This is a genomic window from Pseudomonas rubra (genome assembly GCF_028656935.1).
Lineage (GTDB): Bacteria > Pseudomonadota > Gammaproteobacteria > Pseudomonadales > Pseudomonadaceae > Aquipseudomonas > Aquipseudomonas rubra.
The window spans coordinates 16,469-40,646 of sequence record NZ_JAMDGZ010000004.1 but is presented as its reverse complement, the minus strand read 5'-3'; the positions used below and the strand labels follow the sequence as shown (position 1 = coordinate 40,646).

At 59.3% G+C, this 24,178-nt stretch carries 21 protein-coding genes and 2 tRNA genes; 1 reads left to right on the top strand and 22 read right to left on the bottom strand.

The window, feature by feature from the left end; genetic code table 11:
* Window positions 1-61: 61 nt before the first annotated feature.
* From M5G17_RS02460 to rlmE, 16 genes are all read right to left on the bottom strand, one after another.
* Complete coding sequence (locus tag M5G17_RS02460) at window positions 62-412, bottom strand: BON domain-containing protein (protein WP_273891412.1); 351 nt, start codon at window positions 410-412, stop codon at window positions 62-64.
* 258 nt (window positions 413-670) lie between these two features.
* Window positions 671-2,776 carry a polyribonucleotide nucleotidyltransferase gene (gene pnp / locus M5G17_RS02455; RefSeq protein ID WP_273891411.1) on the bottom strand — a complete coding sequence of 702 codons (2,106 nt, stop codon included), beginning with the start codon at window positions 2,774-2,776 and terminating at the stop codon, window positions 671-673.
* Window positions 2,777-3,025: 249 nt separating this feature from the next.
* Window positions 3,026-3,295 (bottom strand): 30S ribosomal protein S15, encoded by a 270-nt coding sequence (gene rpsO, locus M5G17_RS02450; RefSeq protein ID WP_010222985.1) that lies wholly within the window; start codon window positions 3,293-3,295, stop codon window positions 3,026-3,028.
* Between the two features lie 153 nt (window positions 3,296-3,448).
* A complete protein-coding gene (gene truB / locus M5G17_RS02445; RefSeq protein WP_273891410.1) occupies window positions 3,449-4,366 on the bottom strand; it encodes a tRNA pseudouridine(55) synthase TruB in 918 nt (305 codons plus the stop codon).
* Window positions 4,367-4,369: 3 nt separating this feature from the next.
* On the bottom strand, window positions 4,370-4,777 hold the full coding sequence (rbfA, locus tag M5G17_RS02440) for a 30S ribosome-binding factor RbfA (RefSeq protein ID WP_273891409.1): 408 nt from the start codon (window positions 4,775-4,777) through the stop codon (window positions 4,370-4,372).
* A 121-nt stretch (window positions 4,778-4,898) separates the two neighbouring features.
* Complete coding sequence (gene infB / locus M5G17_RS02435) at window positions 4,899-7,403, bottom strand: translation initiation factor IF-2 (RefSeq protein ID WP_273891408.1); 2,505 nt, start codon at window positions 7,401-7,403, stop codon at window positions 4,899-4,901.
* A 27-nt stretch (window positions 7,404-7,430) separates the two neighbouring features.
* On the bottom strand, window positions 7,431-8,912 hold the full coding sequence (nusA, locus tag M5G17_RS02430; RefSeq protein WP_130266357.1) for a transcription termination factor NusA: 1,482 nt from the start codon (window positions 8,910-8,912) through the stop codon (window positions 7,431-7,433).
* 59 nt (window positions 8,913-8,971) lie between these two features.
* A complete protein-coding gene (gene rimP, locus M5G17_RS02425) occupies window positions 8,972-9,430 on the bottom strand; it encodes a ribosome maturation factor RimP (protein WP_165392293.1) in 459 nt (152 codons plus the stop codon).
* Window positions 9,431-9,559: 129 nt separating this feature from the next.
* Window positions 9,560-9,636: transfer RNA gene (locus M5G17_RS02420), tRNA-Met, on the bottom strand.
* Window positions 9,637-9,733: 97 nt separating this feature from the next.
* Window positions 9,734-9,819 (bottom strand) — tRNA-Leu (locus M5G17_RS02415).
* A gap of 19 nt (window positions 9,820-9,838) precedes the next feature.
* Window positions 9,839-10,225 (bottom strand): preprotein translocase subunit SecG, encoded by a 387-nt coding sequence (secG, locus tag M5G17_RS02410; RefSeq protein WP_273891407.1) that lies wholly within the window; start codon window positions 10,223-10,225, stop codon window positions 9,839-9,841.
* A gap of 3 nt (window positions 10,226-10,228) precedes the next feature.
* Window positions 10,229-10,984, bottom strand: a complete 756-nt coding sequence (tpiA, locus tag M5G17_RS02405; protein ID WP_273891406.1) for a triose-phosphate isomerase — start codon at window positions 10,982-10,984, stop codon at window positions 10,229-10,231.
* 66 nt (window positions 10,985-11,050) lie between these two features.
* On the bottom strand, window positions 11,051-12,391 hold the full coding sequence (glmM, locus tag M5G17_RS02400; protein ID WP_273891405.1) for a phosphoglucosamine mutase: 1,341 nt from the start codon (window positions 12,389-12,391) through the stop codon (window positions 11,051-11,053).
* A gap of 16 nt (window positions 12,392-12,407) precedes the next feature.
* On the bottom strand, window positions 12,408-13,259 hold the full coding sequence (folP, locus tag M5G17_RS02395) for a dihydropteroate synthase (RefSeq protein ID WP_273891404.1): 852 nt from the start codon (window positions 13,257-13,259) through the stop codon (window positions 12,408-12,410).
* An 8-nt stretch (window positions 13,260-13,267) separates the two neighbouring features.
* The gene (ftsH, locus tag M5G17_RS02390) at window positions 13,268-15,175 is read right to left on the bottom strand and encodes an ATP-dependent zinc metalloprotease FtsH (RefSeq protein ID WP_273891403.1); all 1,908 of its coding nucleotides are present in this window, start codon (window positions 15,173-15,175) and stop codon (window positions 13,268-13,270) included.
* Window positions 15,176-15,389: 214 nt separating this feature from the next.
* Window positions 15,390-16,013: a 23S rRNA (uridine(2552)-2'-O)-methyltransferase RlmE gene (gene rlmE / locus M5G17_RS02385; RefSeq protein ID WP_273891402.1), complete on the bottom strand. Its 624-nt coding sequence runs from the start codon at window positions 16,011-16,013 to the stop codon at window positions 15,390-15,392.
* A 100-nt stretch (window positions 16,014-16,113) separates the two neighbouring features.
* On the opposite strand from rlmE, the gene yhbY reads away from it, so the two are divergent.
* Window positions 16,114-16,422, top strand: a complete 309-nt coding sequence (gene yhbY, locus M5G17_RS02380; RefSeq protein ID WP_010222973.1) for a ribosome assembly RNA-binding protein YhbY — start codon at window positions 16,114-16,116, stop codon at window positions 16,420-16,422.
* A gap of 12 nt (window positions 16,423-16,434) precedes the next feature.
* Here the strand turns inward: yhbY and M5G17_RS02375 are convergent, their stop codons facing one another.
* The 6 genes from M5G17_RS02375 to dnaJ all read right to left on the bottom strand — a co-directional run bounded on the left by M5G17_RS02375 (window position 16,435) and on the right by dnaJ (window position 24,076).
* Window positions 16,435-16,881, bottom strand: a complete 447-nt coding sequence (locus M5G17_RS02375; protein WP_420793402.1) for an MFS transporter — start codon at window positions 16,879-16,881, stop codon at window positions 16,435-16,437.
* Window positions 16,859-17,341, bottom strand: a complete 483-nt coding sequence (gene greA / locus M5G17_RS02370) for a transcription elongation factor GreA (RefSeq protein WP_273891401.1) — start codon at window positions 17,339-17,341, stop codon at window positions 16,859-16,861. The genes M5G17_RS02375 and greA overlap by 23 nt, the downstream gene beginning before the upstream one ends.
* On the bottom strand, window positions 17,338-20,559 hold the full coding sequence (gene carB / locus M5G17_RS02365; RefSeq protein ID WP_273891400.1) for a carbamoyl-phosphate synthase large subunit: 3,222 nt from the start codon (window positions 20,557-20,559) through the stop codon (window positions 17,338-17,340). The genes greA and carB overlap by 4 nt, the downstream gene beginning before the upstream one ends.
* A 105-nt stretch (window positions 20,560-20,664) precedes the next feature.
* Entirely contained in the window at window positions 20,665-21,801 is a 1,137-nt protein-coding gene (gene carA / locus M5G17_RS02360) for a glutamine-hydrolyzing carbamoyl-phosphate synthase small subunit (protein ID WP_273891399.1), read from the bottom strand.
* A 333-nt stretch (window positions 21,802-22,134) separates the two neighbouring features.
* Window positions 22,135-22,938, bottom strand: a complete 804-nt coding sequence (dapB, locus tag M5G17_RS02355; protein WP_038998653.1) for a 4-hydroxy-tetrahydrodipicolinate reductase — start codon at window positions 22,936-22,938, stop codon at window positions 22,135-22,137.
* 13 nt (window positions 22,939-22,951) lie between these two features.
* The gene (gene dnaJ / locus M5G17_RS02350) at window positions 22,952-24,076 is read right to left on the bottom strand and encodes a molecular chaperone DnaJ (RefSeq protein ID WP_130266366.1); all 1,125 of its coding nucleotides are present in this window, start codon (window positions 24,074-24,076) and stop codon (window positions 22,952-22,954) included.
* Window positions 24,077-24,178 lie beyond the last annotated feature (102 nt).

Sequence of the window (24,178 nt, the reverse complement as noted above, 5' to 3'; positions counted from 1 at the left end):
GAGACCAAGTCCTTTTGGTCTTTCGCATGAACCAGTAAGGATCAGCGAGTCGGGACAAACCTTAGTCGGCTTTCAGGCCGTCAGCCGATACCGCTTTGACGCCTTTGATTTTCTTGGTGATGGCAACCGCCATCTCTTTCTGCGAATCAGTCAGCGCTACCGTCGAAGACAGGGAGACCACGCCTTTATTGGTTTCAACCTTGATGTCAGTGCCCGGGATGCCTTTTTCGGTCATCAGGTCAGCTTTGACCTTGGTAGTGATCCAGGTGTCGGAGGTCGCTTCGGTTGCTTTGGTCACTTCACCAGCAGCAACGGTCAGCGGAGCCTGGGCAGGCTGTTGGGCGAATGCCGCGTTAGCCAGGGTCAACGTCAGGGCGGTGGCAGTAGCGGCAGCAATAGCGAACTTCTTCATACAAGACACTCCTGTTTTTCGAAAAGTCTGCGCCGTAAATCCTGGCAGCAGGGGTATGAATACCGCTGCAGGGCCTATGCCAGCTTTTTAATAAAATTTAATCCTTATAAATCAATAATTTAAAAATCTAGAAACAATCCTTGATCGTGCAATTTGCAAGCAGAGACAAAATCTTGCATGCAAGATGCAAGTCCGCAGGCGACTTTTACCAGGCACAAAAAAAGGACCCCGAAGGGTCCTTTTTCTTAAGCCACGTTCTTAGACACCGGATGCCTTGGCAGCGGCAACGTCCTTGATCGACAGCTTGATACGGCCGCGGTTGTCCACGTCCAGTACCAGTACTTCAACTTCCTGACCTTCTTTGAGAATGTCGGTCACTTTCTCGACGCGAGCATCGCTCAGCATGGAGATGTGAACCAGACCGTCTTTGCCAGGCAGGATGTTGACGAAAGCACCGAAGTCGACGATGCGCTCGACCTTGCCGACGTAGATCTTGCCGATTTCGGCCTCGGCAGTGATGCTCAGAACGCGCTGACGAGCAGCTTCAGCGGCGTCTTTGGTCTCACCGAAGATCTTGATCGAACCGTCGTCTTCGATATCGATCGAAGCCTTGGTTTCTTCACAGATGGCACGGATGGTCGCGCCGCCTTTACCGATGACGTCACGGATCTTGTCGGTGTCGATCTTCATGGCGATCATGGTCGGAGCGTTTTCCGACAGTTCGCTACGGGACTGACCGATGATCTGGTTCATCTGACCGAGGATGTTCAGGCGCGCGTCCAGGGCCTGGCCCAGGGCGATTTCCATGATCTCTTCGGTGATGCCGTTGATCTTGATGTCCATCTGCAGCGCGGTAACACCCTTGGCGGTACCGGCTACCTTGAAGTCCATGTCGCCCAGGTGGTCTTCGTCACCGAGGATGTCGGTCAGAATAGCGAATTTCTCGCCTTCTTTAACCAGACCCATGGCGATACCGGCAACCGGTGCCTTCATCGGCACACCAGCGTCCATCAGTGCCAGGGATGCACCACAGACCGAAGCCATGGAGCTGGAACCGTTGGATTCGGTGATTTCCGAGACGACGCGGATGGTGTACGGGAACACGTCAGCTGCAGGCAGCATGGCCTGGACCGAACGGCGAGCCAGACGGCCGTGACCGATTTCGCGACGGCCAGCACCGCCCATGCGGCCACACTCGCCCACCGAGAACGGAGGGAAGTTGTAGTGCAGCATGAAGGGGTCTTTCTTCTCGCCTTCGAGGGTGTCCAGCAGTTGTGCGTCACGGGCAGTACCCAGGGTCGCAACGACCAGGGCCTGGGTTTCGCCACGGGTGAACAGGGCCGAACCGTGGGTCTTTGGCAGAACACCGACTTCGATGTTCAGCGGACGCACAGTCTTGGTGTCGCGGCCATCGATACGTGGCTTGCCGTTAACGATGTTTTCACGAACGGTGCGGTATTCGATTTCGCCGAAGATTTCTTTGACTTCGGAAGCGCTTGGCTGGCCTTCTTCACCGGAGAACTTGGCAATCGCTTGATCGCGCAGTTCACCCAGGCGAGCGTAACGGTCGGCCTTGACGGTGATGGTGTAAGCCTGGGAAACAGCTTCGCCCAGCTCGGCGCGGATAGCGCTCAGCAGCGGAGTGTTCTCGGCCTTGGCAGTCCAGTCCCAGGTCGGCTTGGCAGCTTCGGCGGCCAGCTCTTTGACAGCCTGGATCACAACCTGGAATTCGTCGTGGGCGAACAGTACGGCGCCCAGCATCTGGTCTTCGGTCAGCTCTTTGGCTTCGGATTCAACCATCAGAACGGCGTCGGAGGTACCGGCAACGACCATGTCCAGGCTCGAGGCTGCCAGTTGCTCGTAGGTCGGGTTCAGCAGGTAGCCGGTGCTTTCATGGAAAGCAACACGGGCGGCGCCGATCGGGCCTTCGAACGGAATACCCGAAATGGCCAGGGCAGCCGAGGTACCGATCATCGCCGCGACGTCCGGATCGGTTTTCTTGCTGGTGGAAACGACGGTGCAGACAACCTGCACTTCGTTCATGAAGCCTTCTGGGAACAGCGGACGGATCGGACGGTCGATCAGACGCGAGGTCAGGGTTTCTTTCTCGGAAGGACGGCCTTCACGCTTGAAGAAACCACCAGGGATCTTGCCGGCGGCGTAGGTCTTTTCCTGATAGTGAACGGACAGGGGGAAGAAGCCTTTGCCTGGATCGGCCTGTTTGGCACCAACCACGGTCACCAGTACGGTGACATCGTTGTCGACGGTGACCAATACGGCGCCGGACGCTTGACGAGCAATACGGCCCGTCTCGAGGGTAACGGTCGATTGACCGAACTGGAATTTCTTGATTACCGGGTTCACGGTTTCCTACCTTTTCAGTGGCTCTGGGGGAACTTGTTCTTGCGAATTCTTGGGCAGAACAGGGAATCGGCCCTGTTGGCAGTCCAGATAAAACTAGAGGTTGGGAGCCTGCCCTGCCTTTGCGGAAAACCGCTCAGGCGAGACAGACAGCCAACCTCATAGATACGCAAGGCGTGCTCACCAGTACAGGGGCCAAAGGCTCCGCCTGGTGACTGCAGCACGCCATGCACACCACTGGCCAGGCCGCTATTAGCGACGCAGACCCAGACGACCGATCAGGGCGCTGTAACGAGTGGTGTCCTTGCCTTTCAGGTAGTCCAGCAGCTTACGACGCTGGTTAACCATGCGGATCAGACCACGACGGGAGTGGTGGTCTTTACCGTTGGCCTTGAAGTGGCCTTGCAGCTTGTTGATGTTGGCGGTCAGCAGGGCAACCTGTACTTCCGGGCTACCGGTGTCACCGGCTGCTTGCTGGTATTCGCCAACGATCTTTGCTTTTTCTTCAACGCTGAGTGCCATCTGGCTTCTCCAAATCAAGGGAAACCGAATAAACGGCTTCCAATAGGCCAGGGACTGCTCCCTGTATTCATAAAGTGAGGCGTGACCGTGCCTATTAACAGCCATCCTCTTTACCACCGAAACCAGGCCTGAGCCTGGCACCGAGGGTTTCGATCATTCTGACCGAATCAGTCGACGTGGCGCGATACGCCCGTCTTCGCTCACTTCACCGATACCGATGAAGCGACCGTTGTGATCTTGTACCCGAACCATGCCGAACTTCGGCGCGTCAGGGGCTCTGACCGGCTGACCATTGAGCCAGTAGAACGCACTGTGCTCGGAGAACTGCAACAGTGGCCAGTCCAGCAGACCGCTGTCCGATGGCATCAGGAAGCGATCGACCGCTTCGTTGCCACCTTCGGCGTGGACCGCTTCGAGTTCTTCGAGGGTCACCGTCTGGGCCAGTTCGAAAGGACCGGCGTGCGTACGACGCAATTCTGCGACATAGGCCCCGCAACCAAGCACTTCGCCGATGTCCTCGACCAGGGTGCGGATGTAGGTGCCTTTGCTGCAGCCGACCGACAGCCGGACACGGGTGCCTTCGCTCTCGCGCAATTCCAACCGGTTAATAGTAACAGAACGCGCCTCGCGCTCCACTACTTCACCTGCACGGGCAAGCTTGTACAACGGTTGACCATCACGCTTGAGGGCCGAGTACATCGGCGGTATCTGACTGATTTGACCACGAAATTGTGGCAAAACCGCTTCGATATCGGCGCGACCAATGGTCACCTCGCGGGACTTCAGTACTTCACCCTCGGCATCGCCGGTGGTGGTGGTCTGGCCCAGTTGCATGACCGTCTCGTAGCCCTTGTCGGAATCGAGCAGGTATTGCGAGAACTTGGTCGCCTCTCCAAAGCACAGTGGCAATACACCACTGGCCAGTGGGTCGAGGCTACCGGTATGCCCGGCCTTTTCGGCATTGAGCAGCCAGCGGACCTTCTGCAAGGCAGCGTTGGAGGTGAACCCCAATGGCTTGTCGAGCAGGATGATGCCGCTGACGTTACGACGGATACGCTTGACCTGAGCCACCGCTTACTCCTTGGTGTCCAGGGGCGAGTCGGAATCGGAAGCCTGGTGCAGCTTGTCTTCAGCGACGGCGCGCTCGATCAGGGCCGACAGATGGACACCGCGGCTGACGCTTTCGTCATAGTGGAAATGCAGTTGCGGCACGCTGCGCAGCTGCATTTCTTTACCCAGGTGCACGCGCAGGAAACTGGCCGCGCCGTTGAGCACCTTGAGGGTCTGCTTGATGTCGTCCGCGCCTTCCTGGCCCATGCAGGTGATGAACACCTTGGCATGGCCGACATCGCGACTGACATCCACAGCGGTAATGGTAACCACGCCGACGCGCGGGTCTTTGACTTCACGACGGATCAACTGGGCCAGCTCGCGCTGAATCTGATCGCCGATGCGTTGGGTACGGCTATATTCTTTTGCCATTTTTGCTACCTGTAACTAAAGCGGCAAACGCCCGGCCAGGCTAAAGCCGGACCGGGCGTTGCGTTCAGAGCCGCCAAGCGCTGCCCTGGGGCGGACGATTGGCGGTTCCCATGCTCGTGGCTTAGAGCGTACGAGCCACTTGGACTTTCTCGAAGACTTCGATCTTGTCGCCGACCTTGACGTCGTTGTAGCTCTTGACGCCAATACCGCACTCCATGCCGGCACGTACTTCGGACGCATCGTCCTTGAAGCGACGCAGCGATTCCAGCTCGCCTTCGAAGATCACCACGTCCTCGCGCAGTACGCGGATCGGACGGTTGCGGTAGACCACACCCTCGACGACCATACAGCCGGCGATGGCGCCGAACTTCGGCGAACGGAACACGTCACGCACTTCGGCGATACCCAGGATGTTCTCGCGAACATCGCTGCCGAGCATACCGGTCAGGGCTTTCTTGACGTCTTCAATGATGTCGTAGATCACGTTGTAGTAACGCATATCCAGACCTTCCTGCTCGACGATCTTGCGCGCGCCGGCATCGGCACGCACGTTGAAGCCGAACAGTACTGCATTGGACGCCAGGGCCAGGTTGGCGTCGCTCTCGGTGATACCACCGACACCGCCACCAATCACGCGAACCTGAACTTCGTCGTTGCCCAGGCCGCTCAGGGAGCCCTGCAGGGCCTCGAGAGAACCACGGACATCGGACTTGAGCACGATGTTGAGAGTTTTCTTCTCTTCCTGGCCCATGTTCTCGAAAATGTTCTCGAGTTTGCCGGCGTGAGCGCGAGCCAGTTTGACTTCGCGGAACTTGCCTTGACGGAACAGGGCAACTTCACGGGCTTTCTTCTCGTCAGCCACTACCGACAGCTCGTCACCGGCGTCCGGAGTGCCGTCCAGGCCGAGAATCTCGACCGGGATCGCAGGACCAGCTTCCTTAACAGGCTTGCCGTTTTCGTCGAGCATGGCCCGTACACGGCCGTAGTTCGAACCGCACAGGACCATGTCGCCCTGACGCAGGGTACCGTCTTGAACCAGCACGGTAGCCACCGGGCCGCGGCCCTTGTCCAGGCGCGACTCGACCACCACACCACGACCCGGGGCCGATGGAGTGGCCTTGAGCTCGAGAATTTCGGCTTGCAGCAGGACGGCTTCGAGCAACTCGTCGACACCGGTACCCATCTTCGCCGAGACCTTGACGAACGGCGTGTCACCACCCCATTCCTCGGAGGTAACGCCTTCGACGGAGAGTTCGTTACGGATGCGATCGAGGTCGGCACCTGGCTTGTCGATCTTGTTCACCGCCACAACCAGCGGAACACCGGCAGCCTTGGCGTGCTGGACCGCTTCGCGGGTTTGCGGCATCACGCCGTCGTCCGCCGCAACCACCAGGATCACGATGTCGGTCGCCTTGGCACCACGGGCACGCATGGCGGTAAACGCGGCGTGGCCCGGGGTGTCGAGGAAGGTGACCATGCCGCGGTCGGTTTCGACGTGGTACGCACCGATGTGCTGAGTAATACCACCGGCTTCGCCAGCAGCTACCTTGGCACGACGGATGTAGTCGAGCAGCGAGGTCTTACCGTGGTCAACGTGGCCCATTACGGTCACGACGGGTGCACGGGAGAACGCCTCGCCTTCGAATTTCAGCGATTCGGCCAGGGAGTCTTCCAGGGCAGTATCGCTGACCAGGGTGACCTTGTGGCCCAGCTCTTCGGCGACCAGTTGAGCGGTCTCGCGATCAAGCACCTGGTTGATGGTAACCGGAGTGCCCAGTTTGAACATGAACTTGACGACTTCAGCGCCCTTGACGGACATCTGGCTCGCCAGATCGGCAACCGTGATGGTCTCGCCGATCTGCACGTCGCGGATCACCGGACCGGTCGGGCTCTGGAAGCCATGGGCATTGCGCTTCTTCGGCTTGCCCTTGCCACGGCCACCACGACGGAAGCCATCGCTTTCTTCGTCGGTAGTACGCGGAGCGGCACGCGGGGTTGGCGCCTTTTCCTTTTCCTTGACCTTGACCGAAACGCGCGGCGCTTCGTTACGGCGCTCGCCGCCACGACGCTCGTCGTCACGCGACTTGTCGCTGCGACGCACGTCGTCTTTCTTGCGGTCGGCAACCGGGGCCGGAGCAGCGTCAGCAGCTACGATCACAGGTGCCGCAGCCGGAGCCGGAGCGACAGCAGCCGGTGCGGCAGGCGCAGCGGCAGGTTGGCGACGGACTTCTTCCTCGACACGCTGACGTGCCTGGGCATCGGTCTTTTCACGGGCAGCGTTTTCGGCTGCACGGCGCTCTTCCAGCTCGCGCTTCTGCTCGGCCTGGATTTCTTCCGGGCTGCGCTGAACGAATACTTTCTTCTTGCGTACTTCTACGCTGATGCTCTTGCTACCGGCGACACGCAGGGTGCTGGTGGTTTTGCGCTGCAAGGTAATCTTGCGCGGTTCTTCCACTTTTGCCTTGTGGCTGCTCTTCAAATGAGCCAGCAATGCCTGCTTCTCATTATCGGTCACTACCTGACCGGCGTCGGTGTGCGGCAGACCTGCCTCACGCATCTGCTGCAGCAGGCGCTCTACCGGTGCAGCGACCTCTTGGGCCAATTCTTTCACCGTGACTTGCGTCATGCACTTCTCTCCTCAGGCCGCGCCTAATTACTCGAACCAGTGGGCTCGGGCGGCCATGATCAACTTGCCGGCACGCTCTTGGTCGATGCCGTCGATGTCGAGCAGGTCATCAATCGACTGCTCGGCCAGGTCTTCGCGGGTAACTACGCCGCGCACCGCCAGTTCCATCGCCAAATCCTTGTCCATGCCCTCAAGCGAGAGCAGGTCTTCGGCCGGATGGGCGTCTGCCAGCTTTTCCTCAGTAGCGATGGCTTTGGTCAACAGGCGATCCTTGGCGCGAGCACGAAGCTCATTGACGATGTCTTCGTCAAAGCCGTCGATGTTGAGCATTTCTTCCAGCGGTACGTAGGCAATCTCTTCCAGGCTGGTGAAGCCTTCATCGACCAGCACCTGTGCCAGCTCTTCGTCGACTTCCAGCTCATCGATGAAGTTGCGCAGGATGTCACCGGTTTCAGCTTGCTGCTTGGCCTGGATGTCCGATTCGGTCATCACGTTCAGGGTCCAGCCGGTCAACTGACTGGCCAGGCGCACGTTCTGGCCACCACGGCCAATAGCCTGGGCCAGGTTGTCGGCACCCACGGCGATGTCCATGGCGTGGGCGTCTTCATCGACGATGATCGCCGCGACTTCAGCCGGCGACATGGCGTTGATGACGAACTGTGCAGGGTTGTCGTCCCAGAGGACGATATCCACACGCTCTCCACCCAGTTCGCCGGACACTGCCTGGACACGCGAACCGCGCATGCCGATACAGGCACCTTGCGGGTCGATACGCTTGTCCTTGGAGCGCACAGCGATCTTGGCGCGCGAACCCGGGTCACGGGACGCGGCCATGACTTCGATCAGACCCTCGGCGATTTCCGGCACTTCGATGCGGAACAATTCGATCAGCATCTGTGGCGCGGTACGCGACAGGATCAACTGCGGGCCGCGGTTCTCGGTGCGGATTTCCTTGAGCAGTGCGCGCAGGCGCACGCCGACACGGAAAGTCTCGCGAGAGATGATGTCTTCACGGGCCAGCAACGCTTCGGCGTTGTTGCCCAGGTCAACGATGACGTTGTCACGGGTGACCTTCTTGACGGTGCCGGAGATGATCTCGCCCAGACGCTCGCGGTAAGCATCCACCACCTGAGCGCGTTCGGCTTCACGGACCTTCTGGACGATGACTTGCTTGGCGGTCTGGGCAGCGATGCGGCCGAACTCGATCGACTCGATCTTCTCTTCGATCACGTCACCGACTTTAGCTTCAGGATGGGTCTCCTGAATCTTCGCTGGCCACACTTCGATTGCCGGATCATCCAGATCCTTTTCCTCGACGACAGTCCAGCGACGGAAGGTTTCGTAGCTACCGGTGTGGCGGTTGATTTCCACACGCAGGTCGACTTCGTCGTCAAAACGTTTTTTGGTTGCAGTGGCCAAGGCCACTTCCAGCGCTTCAAAAATTACGCTGGCCGGTACGCCCTTTTCGTTGGATACCGACTCAACAACCAGCAGTACTTCTTTGCTCATCGTACGCCTCGCCTTTCGCAAGCCATTGGATCCGCGCGGTCCGCGGGATCCGGCACGTCTCAGTCAAAACTGGGAATAATGTTGGCCTTGTCGATCGAATCGATCGGCAACAGGAATTCCTGGTTATCTACCTGAACAACCACATCCTGCTCCTCCACGCCACGGAGAAGGCCCTGAAAGTTACGACGACCTTCAAAGGGCGTACGCAGCTTGATCTTCACTTGTTCGCCGGCATGCGAAGCGTACTGTTCCAAAGTGAACAGTGGGCGTTCCATGCCAGGAGAGGACACTTCAAGGGTGTACTCGGAACTGATCGGATCTTCGACATCGAGAACACCGCTGATCTGACGACTGACAATCGCGCAGTCATCAACCAGGATTCCATCCTCTTTATCGATATAGATACGCAGTACCGAATGTTTGCCTTGAGAGATGAATTCGATCCCCCAGCATTGATAGCCAAGAGCCTCGACCACCGGGGCCAACAAGGCCTGCAACTGTTCTAGCTTGCTCGACACCTGAACCCCCTCGTGCATGCTATGCAAATAAAAAATGGGCAAAGCGCCCATCCCTGATACGCCGTTGAATACCGGCGCTATGACTGTTCAGCCAAGAAAAAGCCCCTGCAAAAGGGGCTCCGCTGAAACTGGTTGCGGGGGCTGGATTTGAACCAACGACCTTCGGGTTATGAGCCCGACGAGCTACCAGACTGCTCCACCCCGCGACAAAGCTGGGGCGAAAGTATACGACCGAACCCCGAAAGGGTCAATCTAACCTCCACCTACAAGAAAGCCCGCTGTAGCGGGCTGTCTTGTTTCAATTGGTACCGAGAAGGGGACTCGAACCCCTACACCCTATGGGCACAACCACCTCAAGGTTGCGTGTCTACCAATTCCACCACCTCGGCAATACTACTTTGAAACCCGTTACTTCTGCTCTTGAGCCGGAGGAACATCGCCAGCGTTAGTGGCTTCGCTCTTCTGCTCCTGGAGCACCGGTACATCATCTGTTGCCGGCTTTTGCTGCTTCACTTCCAAGACCGCTGGATTTGGCAACCCTACTTGAGTCAGCTCTTGAGCCTTCTCCTTAGCAAAGTATCCTAACCCAAGAGCAGTTAAGAAGAAAGAGGCAGCTAGTATAGCAGTAAACTTACTCAGAAAGGTAGCAGAACCTTGGCTTCCGAACACAGTATTTGAAGCACCTGCGCCGAAAGATGCACCCGCTTCCGCACCTTTACCCTGTTGCAGCAACACCAGCACTACCAAACCCAGCGCGCCCAACAGATGCAAAACAACGATGACTGTTTCCAGCATTTTTCAGTTTCCTGCGGCGCGACAAATTGCACCGAATTCGTCTGCGTTCAGGGAAGCCCCACCAATCAGGCCCCCATCGATATCCGGCATGCCGAACAGTTCAGCCGCATTGGCCGCCTTCACGCTGCCGCCGTATAGAAGCCGCACACTCACTGCGACCTCAGGGTTCTTTGCCGCCAGCTGCTCACGAATGGCCTTATGCACATCCTGAGCCTGCTGTGGCGAGGCTGTCAGCCCGGTACCGATGGCCCATACAGGCTCATAGGCAATCACCGCTTGGGCGAAGACTTCGACACCGAACGCTTCGATGACGCTGTCCAGCTGACGCCCGACAATCTCAAGCGTTTTACCTGCTTCGCGCTCTTCGAGGGTTTCCCCTACGCAGAGCACCGGCTTCAAACCACAAGCCTGTGCCGCAGCGAACTTGCGATTGAGTACTTCGTCGCTTTCACCAATGATCTGGCGACGCTCCGAGTGCCCAATCAGTACCAGCTCGCAACCTGCCTCGACCAGCTGACTCGGTGCAACTTCACCTGTCAGTGCGCCTTGCTCAGGCTGTACCGCAGAATTCTGAGCGCCGACGGCGATCGCCTTGCCTTGAACACCATCAACTACCTGATTGATGTACAACGCCGGGGGAAACACCGCGACCTCAACACCGCTCGGTAGGGCGAGATCACTCAAGCCCTTGATCAGCTCAGCGACGCTGGCGCGGGTACCGTGCATCTTCCAGTTACCAGCTACCATAGGGCGACGCATGCTGTACCTCGTCGGTCAAAGAGGGCGCAGATGTTACCCAACCCGATCACCTCTGGCAAGCGTATTTCAAACGCAAACTTCACTTACCAGTTTTGCCAGGGCTTCGGCGTGGCCGCGGACCTGATTTTCATCCTCGCCTTCGACCATTACCCGCACCAAAGGCTCTGTCCCGGACTTGCGCAGTAGCACACGACCACGACCTGCCAGTGCCTCGGTAACCTTGGCACTGGCGTCTTTGACGGCCGGGTGCTCCAGCGGGTCGACCTTGCTCGCACCAAAGCGCACATTGATCAACACCTGCGGGCATTTGCGCAGGGCCTGACGGGCCTGAGCCAGCGTCTCTTCGCGGCGTTTGAGGGCCATCAGCACCTGCAGCGCGGCGATGATCGCATCACCGGTGGTGGTGTGGTTGCAGCACACCACGTGCCCGGAGTTCTCGCCTCCGATTACCCAGTCGCGCGCCAGCAGTTCGGCCATCACGTAGCGGTCACCGACCTTGGCGCGCACGAACGGGATGTCCAGCTCCTTCAGAGCCAGCTCCAGCCCCAGGTTACTCATCAGGGTGCCCACCACCCCACCCTGCAGCTTGCCGCGCTCATGCAGATCACGAGCAATGATGAACAGAAGCTCATCGCCATCGACAATCGCACCAGTGTGATCGACCATCAACACCCGATCGCCGTCACCATCGAAGGCGATGCCCAGGTCCGCATGACCTACCAGGACCGCCGCCTGCAGTGATTCGATATGAGTCGAGCCGCAATTCTCGTTGATGTTCAGGCCATCCGGCTGCGCCGACAGCACCGTAACATCAGCACCGAGCTCACGGAACACGCTGGGCGCGACCTTGTAGGTAGCACCGTGGGCACAGTCAACCACCAGCTTGAGGCCGGCAAAGTCGGTACTGCTTGGCACACTGCTCTTGCAGAATTCGATGTAACGCCCGGCCGCGTCGTTTATGCGCGATACCTTGCCCAACTTGCCCGATTCGACCACAGTCATCGGCTGATCGAGCAGTTCTTCGATCATCAGTTCGACCTCGTCCGGCAGCTTGGTGCCTTGGCCCGAGAAGAACTTGATGCCGTTGTCGTCATGGGGATTGTGCGAAGCGCTGATGACAATGCCTGCTTCAGCATGGAAGGTGCGAGTCAGGTAGGCGATGGCCGGCGTCGGCATCGGCCCGAGCAGCATCACATCGGCGCCCGCCGCAGACAGCCCGGCTTCCAGCGCCGACTCGAACATGTAGCCGGAAATACGCGTGTCTTTACCGACCAGCACCCGGCAGGCGCCTTGCTTGCGAAAGGCCATGCCCGCCGCCCATCCGAGCTTGAGCATGAAATCAGGGGTGATCGGAAACTCACCTACACGGCCACGAATGCCATCGGTGCCAAAATATTTTCTGCTCATAAATGCTCCATCACTCTTATTCGGCGGTCTGCACCGCAGCAATCATCCGCACTACATCGGCGGTTTCGGCGACATCGTGAACGCGCAATATGCTCGCACCCTGAGTCATCGCCAGCGCAGCCAGGGCAAGGCTGCCATAGAGCCGTTCACCGACCGGACGGCCCAGGGCCAAGCCGATCATGCTCTTGCGCGAAACACCCACCAGCAAGGGCCGCCCCAACCGATAAAGCGCTTGCATATGCTTGAACAGGCTGAGGTTATGCTCAAGGGTCTTGGCAAAGCCGAAACCCGGATCAAGGATGATCCGTTCAGCCTCGATGCCCACGGCCGCACACGCCGCCATTCGCTCTTCAAGATAGCTCGCCACCTCGGCAGTGACATCCTGGTAACAAGGAGCGTCCTGCATGTCGCCTGGCTCGCCACGCATATGCATCAGGCACACCGGCAAGCCAGTAGCTGCAGCAGCATCCAGGGCACCATCACGGCTGAGCGAGCGCACATCGTTGATCAGCCCGGCACCGAGCCTGGCCGATTCGCGGATAACCGCGGGCGTAGAGGTATCGACCGAGATGATCACGTCGAGCTCGCGATTGATCGCCTCGACGATCGGAGCGACGCGCTCCAGCTCTTCAAGCGCCGACACCGCACGCGCACCTGGGCGCGTGGACTCGCCACCGACATCGACCAGGGTCGCGCCAGCAGCCACCATCGCCTCGGCGTGGCGCAAGGCCGCATCACGTTGAGTGAAGCGACCGCCATCGGAAAAGGAATCGGGGGTGATATTGAGGATACCCATGACATGGGTACGGGACAAATCAAGAACCCGGTTGCCGCAAGGCAACCGGGCTGGGTACTGCTGTGAGGTCATAAATGCCCTTAGACTTGCGCCGCCGGACCGCCGATTGGCGACTCGGGACGATCAGCCTGCGGAGCAGAAGTGCCCGGAGTACCCGACCCACCTTCCCAGTCACGCGGCTCGCGCGGCTCGCGACCGGCCATGATGTCGTCGATCTGGTCGGCATCGATGGTCTCGTACTTCATCAGCGCATCGGCCATGGCATCGAGCTTGTCGCGATTATCGGTGAGGATCTGCTTGGCGGTGGCGTAACACTGGTCAATGATGCTGCGCACTTCGGAATCGATCAGTTTGGCGGTTTCGCCGGAGACACTGGCGTGCTGAGAACCAGCACTGCGCCCCAGGAATACCTCGCCCTCTTCTTCGGCGTACATCAACGGACCAAGCTTCTCCGAAAGGCCCCACTTGGTGACCATGTTCCGGGCAATCTGGCTGGCGCGCATGATGTCGTTGGAAGCACCAGTGGTCACCCCATCAAAGCCCAGAGTCATCTCTTCGGCAATACGCCCGCCGTACAGCGAGCAGATCTGGCTGATCAGTGCACGCTTGGACAGGCTGTAACGATCTTCCTCAGGCAGGAACATGGTGACACCCAGTGCCCGGCCACGCGGAATGATCGACACCTTGTAGACCGGGTCGTGCTCTGGCACAACGCGACCAACAATGGCGTGACCGGCTTCGTGATAAGCGGTGTTCTGCTTCTCTTTCTCGGACATGACCATGGACTTGCGCTCGGCGCCCATCATGATCTTGTCTTTGGCCAGCTCGAACTCTTTCATCTCGACGACACGCTTGCCACCGCGAGCGGCGAACAGCGAGGCTTCGTTGACCAGGTTGGCGAGGTCTGCACCGGAGAAACCAGGAGTACCACGGGCAATGACCGCAGGATTGACGTTTTCGCCAACCGGCACCTTGCGCATGTGCACCTTGAGGATCTGCTCACGACCACGGATATCCGGCAAGCCAACGACGACCTGGCGGTCGAAGCGACCTGGGCGCAGCAGCGCCGGGTCGAGCACGTCCGGACGGTTGGTCGCGGCGATGACAATGATGCCGTCATTCATTTCGAAGCCGTCCATCTCTACCAGCAACTGGTTGAGGGTCTGCTCGCGCTCGTCGTGACCGCCGCCCATGCCGGCGCCACGATGGCGACCAACGGCATCGATCTCGTCGATGAAGATAATGCACGGTGCGTGCTTCTTGGCCTGTTCAAACATGTCACGAACACGGCTGGCGCCCACACCGACGAACATTTCGACGAAGTCGGAGCCGGAGATGGTGAAAAACGGCACCTTGGCTTCGCCAGCAATGGCCTTGGCCAGAAGGGTCTTACCGGTACCAGGCGGGCCGACCATCAGCACACCGCGTGGAATACGACCGCCCAGGCGCTGGAACTTGCCTGGATCGCGCAGGAATTCAACCAGCTCGCCCACTTCTTCCTTGGCTTCATCACAGCCGGCAACGTCGGCCAGGGTGGTTTTCACCTGATCTTCGGAGAGCAGGCGCGCCTTGCTCTTGCCAAAACTCATCGGCCCGCCCTTGCCGCCAGCACCGCCCTGCATCTGACGCATGAAGAACATGAATACGGCAATGATCACCAGGATCGGAAAGCTGGCGACCAGCAGTTGGGTCCAGATGCTCTGCTGCTCTGGCTGCTTGCCTTCGACCACAACGTGGTTGTCGACCAGATCGCCGATCAGGCCGTTGTCCTGAATGGCCGGACGGATGGTCTTGAAGCTGTCGCCGTCGGTACGTTTACCGGTAATGACGTAGCCGTCGACCGCAACGCGTTCGACCTTGCCATCCTTGACCTGCTGAATGAAGTCAGAATAGTTGAGGGTCTGCGGCTCATTCGGGCTGGAGAAGTTGTTCATCACCGTCACCAGGACAGCTGCGATGATCAACCACAGGATCAAGTTCTTTGCCATATCGTTCAATTAGCTACCCTCTGAAGCCGGCTGACGGCGCAGCCGTGCCTCGCATGATATTCACCGGCTTAACTTACTACATAACCTACACATCTGCAGGCGCCGTCTGTAACCCTTTGTGAAACCTAGACTACACGATGTTTGTCCAGGTCAGGCAAAGTGTCCTATTGCAAAAAGCTATAGCGCACCTCGAAAGCTGCCGGCCTGACGCCTGTTACTCGCCGCGATAACCCCATGCCAGCAAGTATTGCTCGCGAGAGCTGTCGCGGGAAGAGTCCGGCTTGATCATCTGGACCTTGTCGAATTTCAGACGAGTGTCCTTCAAGTAGACATCGAACCCTTCGCCCTGGAACATCTTGATCAGGAAATTGCCACCGGGCTTGAGCACCCGGGTCGCCAGATCAAGGGCCAACTCACAAAGGAACATGGCCTTGGGCATATCTACGGCAGGCGTACCACTCATATTGGGGGCCATATCGGAAATCACAAGGTCCACATGCGAATTCCCCACGGCTTCGAGGATTTGTGCCAGCACCGCATCCTGGGTGAAGTCGCCCTGAATGAAGGTAACGTCGGGAATGCTGTCCATTTCCAGGATATCGGAGGCAATCAGGCGGCCTTGACCGCCGATCAGACGACTGGTTACCTGCGACCAGCCACCAGGCGCCGCCCCCAGGTCGATTACACTCATGCCAGGTCGGATCAGCTTGTATTTCTCTTGGACTTCCAGAAGCTTGTAGCTCGCACGCGAGCGGTAGCCATCCTTCTGCGCCTGCTTCACATAGGGATCGTTGACATGTCTTTTCAGCCAGCCAAGGCTTGTCTTGGAACGCGCCATTGGGCACCTCGATGATTAGGGTCGTGATTAACTGGGCGGATCCACGGGCCCTCGGGTAAAATGGCCGCCATTTTTACAGAATCAGACAAAGGGTCAGATTATGCCGCTCAATAACGAGCAGAAGAAACAGTACAAATCCATTGGCCACGACCTGAAACCAGTTCTGATTGTGGCAGGCAACGGGCTGACTGAAGGGGTTATCGCCGAACTCGAACGCGCCCTGGTTGATCACGAACTGATCAAGGTCGAAATTCGCTCCGAAGACCGCGAAGAGCGTGCCGCCGCAATTGCCGCGCTGTGCAAGGCCGGCCGCGCCGAACTGGTACAGACCATCGGCAAGAAAGCGCTGATCTATCGCCGCAATCCGCAGCCGAACAAGCAGCTGTCGAACATCCACCGCTACAAGTGATGTTCGCCCCGGTCAGCGGCGCGCCTTGCGCGCCCTGCCCGGCACGGGCTGCATGACCAGCAACAAGCCGGTCAGGCCCAGTACCAGATAGCAGAACAACTGCCAGCGCAATTCTTCCGGCATGCCCACGCGCAAGGCGAAATACACCACGCACGCCAGCATCGCCATCAACAGCAACTGCCCCCGCATGTCCCGCCATAGACTGGCCAGGCCCTGAGCCTGAATCAGCACCAGTGCCTGCACGCCTGCGCAAAACGCCGCAAACGCTACCAGCAAGGATGCCATCAGGCTGCCGATATCCTCGATCAGCAGCGGCGCCAGGCCAATCTTGCCCAACGCCGGCAACAAACCGAAATGCAACATCCACAGGCCGCCAACCCAGAACACCTGGGTCAGCTGCCAGATAACCGGGGCCGCGGCAAAGCCGCGGCTTCGGTCAAAGGTGTTTGACTTCGACAATCTCGTACTCGACGGTGCCGCTTGGCGTCTTGATCACCACGGTGTCACCCTCTTCCTTGCCAATGATGGCACGGGCGATCGGCGCACCGACCGAGAGCTTGCCGTTTTTAACGTCAGCTTCATCTTCGCCAACGATCTGGTAGATCACCTGTTCGTCGGTTTCAGTATTGGCCAGCTCGACGGTGGTACCGAAGATGACCTTGCCCGAATGCGGGATGGTGGTCACGTCGATCACCACCGAGTTCTGCAGACGGCCTTCGATATCGCGAATACGCGCCTCGACCATACCCTGCTCTTCACGGGCAGCGTGGTACTCGGCGTTTTCCTTCAGATCGCCCAGCTCGCGGGCCTCACCAATGGCCTGACTCAGGCGCGGACGCTCGGTCTTGCTCAGGAACAGGTGTTCTTCCTCCAGGGCGCGAGCGCCCTGGACGGTCATCGGGTACTTGGTAATGCTCATGCTTTGAGTCCTGCATGCAGATCCTGCAAGCGGCGAACGGTTTTTTCAGGACCGAATTTCAGCGCTTCGCAGATGGCTTCACCGGCCGCAATGGTAGTGGTGCAGTAAATCTTGTGCTGCAACGCATTGCGACGAATCGAGTAGGAGTCGGCAATCGACTGACGCCCTTCAGTGGTATTGATGATCAACGACACTTCGTCGTTCTTGATCATGTCGACCACGTGCGGACGACCTTCGGTTACCTTGTTCACGCGACGCACTTTCAGGCCAGCCGCTTCGATGACCTTGGCGGTACCGACGGTGGCAACCACTTCGAAGCCCAGGGCGATCAGATCACGGGCAACGCCAGCCACTTGTGGCTTGTCGTCGTCACGCACACTGATGAACGCGGTACCGCCGGTTGGCAGGACTTCGCTGGCACCCATCTGGGCCTTGGCGAACGCCTCACCGAAGCTGTCGCCGACACCCATGACTTCACCGGTGGATTTCATTTCAGGGCCAAGGATCGGGTCGACACCCGGGAACTTGGCAAACGGGAACACCGCTTCCTTGACGCTGTAGAAGTTAGGAATGATTTCCTTGGTGAAACCGATCTCTTTCAGCGTTTTGCCAGCCATGACGCGAGCGGCAATCATCGCCAGCGAAGTGCCGATGCACTTGGAGACGAACGGCACGGTACGCGAGGCGCGCGGGTTGACTTCGATCACGTAGATCTTATCGCCCTGCAAGGCCAGTTGTACGTTCATCAGGCCGACCACGCCCAGCTCCAGGGCCATTTTCTTGACCTGCTCGCGGACTTCGTCCTGCACGTGGGCTGGCAGCGAGTACGGCGGCAGCGAGCACGCCGAGTCACCAGAGTGAACGCCGGCCTGTTCGATGTGCTGCATGATTGCGCCGATCACCACATCGGTACCGTCGCAGACCGCATCCACGTCCATCTCGATGGCGCAGTTGAGGAAGTGGTCGAGCAGTACCGGGCTGTCGTTGGACACTTGCACCGCTTCACGCAGGTAGCGCTTGAGCTCGTCCAGTTCGTAGACGATTTCCATCGCACGGCCACCCAACACGTAGGACGGGCGCACAACCAGCGGATAACCGATAACGCCAGCGGCACGAATAGCCTCGTCTTCGCTGCGCACGGTGGCATTTGGCGGCTGCAGCAGGTTCAGGCGCTGAACCATCTGCTGGAAACGCTCGCGGTCTTCGGCGCGGTCGATGGAGTCCGGACTGGTACCGATGATCGGCACACCGGCCTCTTCCAGGGCGCGGGCCAGTTTCAGCGGAGTCTGGCCGCCGTAATGGACGATCACGCCCTTCGGCTTCTCGACGCGCACCACTTCGAGCACGTCTTCCAGAGTCAACGGCTCGAAGTACAGGCGATCGGAGGTGTCGTAGTCAGTGGAGACAGTTTCCGGGTTGCAGTTGACCATGATGGTCTCGTAACCGTCTTCACGCAGAGCCAGTGCAGCGTGCACGCAGCAGTAGTCGAACTCGATGCCCTGGCCGATACGGTTAGGACCGCCACCCAGGATCATGATCTTGTCGCGAGTCGACGGATTGGCCTCGCACTCTTCCTCGTAGGTCGAGTACAGGTAAGCGGTGTCGGTGGCGAACTCGGCCGCGCAGGTGTCGACGCGCTTGTAGACCGGGAACACTTCCAGCTTGTGACGGTGACGACGCAGGTTCTTGTCGGTGATACCCAACAATTTAGCCAGGCGCTGGTCGGAGAAGCCCTTGCGCTTGAGGCGCAGCATCAGGTCCTTGTCGATCGCCGACAGGGCCAGGGTCTTGACCTTCTCTTCTTCTTTGATCAGGTCTTCCATCTGCACCAGGAACCAGTGGTCGATACCGGTCAGGGCAAAAATCTCATCGCAGGTCATGCCCGAACGCATGGCGTCTGCGACGTACCAGATGCGCTCAGCACCCGGTACAGTCAGCTCGCGCCTGAGGATGCTGGTGGCATCCGGGCTGGCCAGATCAACTTTCGGGTCCAGACCATTCACGCCGACTTCCAGACCGCGCAGGGCTTTTTGCAGCGACTCCTGGAAAGTCCGGCCGATGGCCATGACTTCACCCACGGATTTCATCTGGGTGGTCAGGCGGGCGTCGGCTTTCGGGAATTTCTCGAAGGCGAAACGCGGCAGCTTGGTGACGACGTAGTCGATCGACGGCTCGAAGGATGCCGGAGTGCGGCCGCCGGTGATGTCGTTCTGCAGTTCGTCGAGGGTGTAACCGACTGCCAGCTTGGCGGCGATCTTGGCGATCGGGAAGCCTGTGGCTTTCGACGCCAGGGCCGAAGAACGCGAAACCCGTGGGTTCATCTCGATCACGACCATACGGCCGGTGTCCGGGCAGATACCGAACTGCACGTTGGAACCGCCGGTCTCGACACCGATTTCACGCAGCACCGCCAGCGAGGCGTTGCGCATGATCTGGTATTCCTTGTCGGTCAGAGTCTGTGCTGGCGCAACGGTGATCGAGTCACCGGTGTGCACGCCCATCGGGTCGAAGTTCTCGATCGAGCAGACGATGATGCAGTTGTCCTTTTTGTCGCGGACCACTTCCATCTCGTATTCTTTCCAGCCGATCAGCGATTCGTCGATCAGCAGTTCCTTGGTTGGCGACAGGTCCAGACCACGGGCGCAGATTTCTTCGAACTCTTCACGGTTGTAGGCGATACCACCACCGGTGCCGCCCATGGTGAAGGACGGACGGATGATGCACGGGAAGCCGAGCTTCTCGAGGACCGCGTTGGCCTCTTCCATGCTGTGGGCGATACCGGAACGCGGGCATTCCAGGCCAATGGCCTTCATCGCCTTGTCGAAACGCGAGCGGTCTTCGGCCTTGTCGATGGTGTCGGCATTGGCGCCGATCATTTCCACGCCGAACTTTTCCAGGACGCCTTCGCGTTCCAGGTCCAGGGCGCAGTTCAGGGCAGTCTGCCCACCCATGGTCGGCAGCAGCGCATCCGGACGCTCTTTTTCGATGATCTTGGCGACGGTCTGCCACTTGATCGGTTCGATGTAGGTCGCATCCGCCATGGCCGGGTCGGTCATGATGGTGGCCGGGTTGGAGTTCACCAGGATGACGCGATAACCCTCTTCGCGCAGGGCCTTGCAGGCCTGGGCGCCGGAGTAGTCGAATTCGCAAGCCTGGCCGATCACGATCGGGCCAGCGCCAAGAATCAGGATGCTTTTAATGTCTGTACGTTTTGGCATGGGTTGTCACTCAATTCCGCAGGTCAGTCGGCAAGCCGCTTTGAACAATCTTGGGGTGGCACCTGAACGCGGCTTGCACCGGTCCAGGGCCTTCTCGCCAGATGCTCAGCGGCGCTTGGCCATGGCATCGATGAAACGGTCGAACAGCGGCGCGACGTCGGTCGGGCCCGGGCTGGCTTCAGGGTGACCCTGGAAGCTGAACGCGCTCTTGTCGGTACGCTCGATACCCTGCAGGGTACCGTCGAACAGCGACTTGTGGATGGCGCGCACGTTGCCCGGCAGGGTCGCTTCGTCAACCGCAAAGCCGTGGTTCTGGCTGGTGATCATCACCACACCGGTGTCCAGGTCCTGGACCGGGTGGTTGGCACCGTGGTGACCATGACCCATTTTCACGGTCTTGGCGCCGGAAGCCAGGGCCAGCAACTGGTGACCCAGGCAGATACCGAACACTGGAATTTCGGTGTCGAGGATGTCCTTGATCGCCTGGATCGCGTAGTCGCAAGGCTCCGGGTCGCCTGGGCCGTTGGACAGGAACACGCCGTCAGGGTTGAGCGCCAGGACTTCGCTGGCCGGGGTTTGCGCCGGCACCACGGTCAGGCGGCAGCCGCGGGCAACCAGCATGCGCAGAATGTTCAGCTTGACGCCGAAATCGTAGGCCACCACGTGATAAGGCAGCTCGGCAGCCTCGATAGTAGCGTGGCTGTCGGTTTTCAGTTCCCAGACGCTGGAGCGCCATTCGTAGCTGCTCTTGGTGCTGACGACTTTTGCCAGGTCCATGCCCTTCAGGCCCGGGAAGCCGCGAGCGGCGGCGATTGCTGCTTCTTCGCTGATGTTGTCGCCAGCAAGGATACAGCCGTTCTGCGCGCCCTTCTCACGCAGAATGCGGGTCAGGCGACGGGTGTCGATACCGGCGATGGCCACCACGTTGTTGGCCTTGAGGTAATCAGGCAGGGACTGCTTGTTGCGCCAGTTGCTCGCGATCAGAGGCAGGTCGCGAATCACCAGGCCGGCCGACCAGACGCGGTCGGATTCGGCGTCTTCCGGCGTGGTGCCGGTGTTGCCGATGTGCGGGTACGTCAGGGTAACGATTTGCTGCGCATAGGAAGGGTCAGTCAGGATTTCCTGATAGCCGGTCATTGCGGTGTTAAACACCACCTCACCAACGGTCTGACCGTCGGCTCCAATGGCTTCACCGCGAAAAATGCTGCCATCAGCAAGGGCGAGTATGGCTGGCTTAGTCAAGAAGACCTCCCGTAAATCAAGCCTGAAGGGGCGATCGCAGGTTGCAAAAAAGCGGAATGACGTATAGACACGTCACCCCGCTTTCTTCATCGAATTATCTGCGCGCTTTTAGTGGACACACTAAAGCTGTAGCTTACAGAAAAACGCTTTTTTGGTCTACCACTGATGTGCCTGAAAGGCGCAGGAATGCGACAGGGAGTCGCGGGATGGAGAAGCATCGCTGGCAAGCCAGCTCCCACAGGCTCTATTGAGACTGAGAAATTTCAGCCATGGCACAATTTCTGTGGGAGCTGGCTTGCCAGCGATGGGCCGCGAAGCGGCCCCGAACAGCGGTCAACGCAGGTCGAGCACGTCCTGCATGTCGTACAGGCCAGGCTCGCGCCCGTCCAGCCACAGGGCGGCACGCACCGCCCCCTTGGCGAAGGTCATGCGACTGGAGGCCTTGTGGGTGATCTCCAGGCGCTCGCCTTCAGCGGCGAACAGCACCGTGTGATCACCGACCACATCGCCGGCACGCACGGTGGCAAAGCCGATGGTCTTGCGATCACGGGCGCCGGTCTGGCCTTCACGGCCATATACCGCCACCTCCTGCAGGTCACGACCCAGCGCATTGGCGACTACTTCACCCATGCGCAGCGCGGTACCGGACGGCGCATCGACCTTGTGCCGATGGTGAGCCTCGATGATCTCGATATCGACATCATCACCCAGCACCCGCGCGGCCATGTCCAGCAGCTTGAGGCTGAGGTTGACGCCAACGCTGAAGTTGGCGGCAAAGACGATCGGGATGTCCTTGCCCGCCTCGGCCAGCAGTTGTTTCTCTTCGACACTGAAACCGGTAGTGCCGATGATCATCGCCTTGCCTGCCTTGCGGCAGAACGCCAGGTTCTTCAGGGTCACCGAAGGGTGAGTGAAGTCGATCAGCACGTCGAACTCGTCGGCGACCTTGGCCAGGTCATCGGACAGCAGCACGCCGATCCGACCCAAAGCTGCCAGCTCACCCGCATCAGCACCGACCAGCGAACTGTCCGGGCGATCGATTGCTGCAGTCAGCCCAGCACCCGGAGTTTGCTGCACCGCCTCGATCAGGGTCTTGCCCATACGCCCTGCCGCGCCCATTACCGCTATACGTCGCATGCCCTATTCCTTCTTACAGATCGCCGAAGAAGCGCTTCACGCCTTCAAACCAGCCATTGGCTTTCGGCGAATGGGAACTGTCGCCTTCCAACGAATCACGCAGCTCTTCGAGCAGCTCGCGCTGACGGCGACTGAGGTTGACCGGGGTTTCTACCGCGACCCGGCACATCAGGTCACCAGCGCCACCACCACGAACCGGCGCCACACCCTTGCCACGCAGACGGAATTGCTTACCGGTCTGAGTGCCTTCAGGGATTTTCAGCATGACCCGGCCATCGAGGGTCGGCACTTCCAGCTCGCCACCCAGGGCGGCATCGGTGTAGCTGATCGGCACTTCACAGTACAGATGCTTGCCGTCGCGCTGGAAAATCGGGTGTTCACGCACGTTGATCACAACGTACAGGTCGCCAGTCGGGCCACCTTGCGAACCCGCCTCGCCCTCACCGGACAAACGGATGCGATCGCCGGTGTCGACACCGGCCGGCACCTTGACCGACAGGGTTTTGTACTCTTCGATACGGCCTTCGCCGTGGCACGAATCGCACGGATCGGTGATGACCTTGCCCTGGCCATGGCAGCGCGGGCAGGTCTGCTGGACCGAGAAGAAGCCCTGCTGCATGCGCACCTGACCAATACCGCCGCAAGTCGGGCAGGTCGAAGGCGACGAGCCTTTCTTGGCGCCGGAGCCGTCACACGGTTTGCAGTTGACCAGCGTCGGCACGCGGATATTGACCGTGGTGCCGCGCACGGCTTCTTCCAGGTTCAACTCCAGGGTGTATCGCAGGTCACTGCCGCGCTGGGCGCCACCGCGCGAACCACCACGGCCACCGCCGAAGAAATCGCTGAACACATCACCGAAGATATCCGAGAAGTTCGCACCGCCGAATCCAGCGCCACCACCACCCATGCTCGGATCCACGCCGGCATGACCATACTGGTCATAGGCCGCGCGCTTGCTGGCATCGGAGAGCACTTCATAAGCCTCGTTGGCTTCCTTGAATTTCTCTTCCGACGCCTTGTCATCAGGATTACGGTCCGGGTGATGCTTCATCGCCAGGCGGCGATAGGCCTTCTTCAGGTCCGCTTCACTGGAGCCGCGCTCAACGCCCAGAACTTCGTAATAGTCACGCTTTGCCATAAGTCTTTGCACTCTTGAGGACGTTCGGCATACCTCTGCGCATTTCGCGCTGTGCCGCCAGCACCTGCCTCACCACCCTGCGGTGACTGACAAATGCTGTAA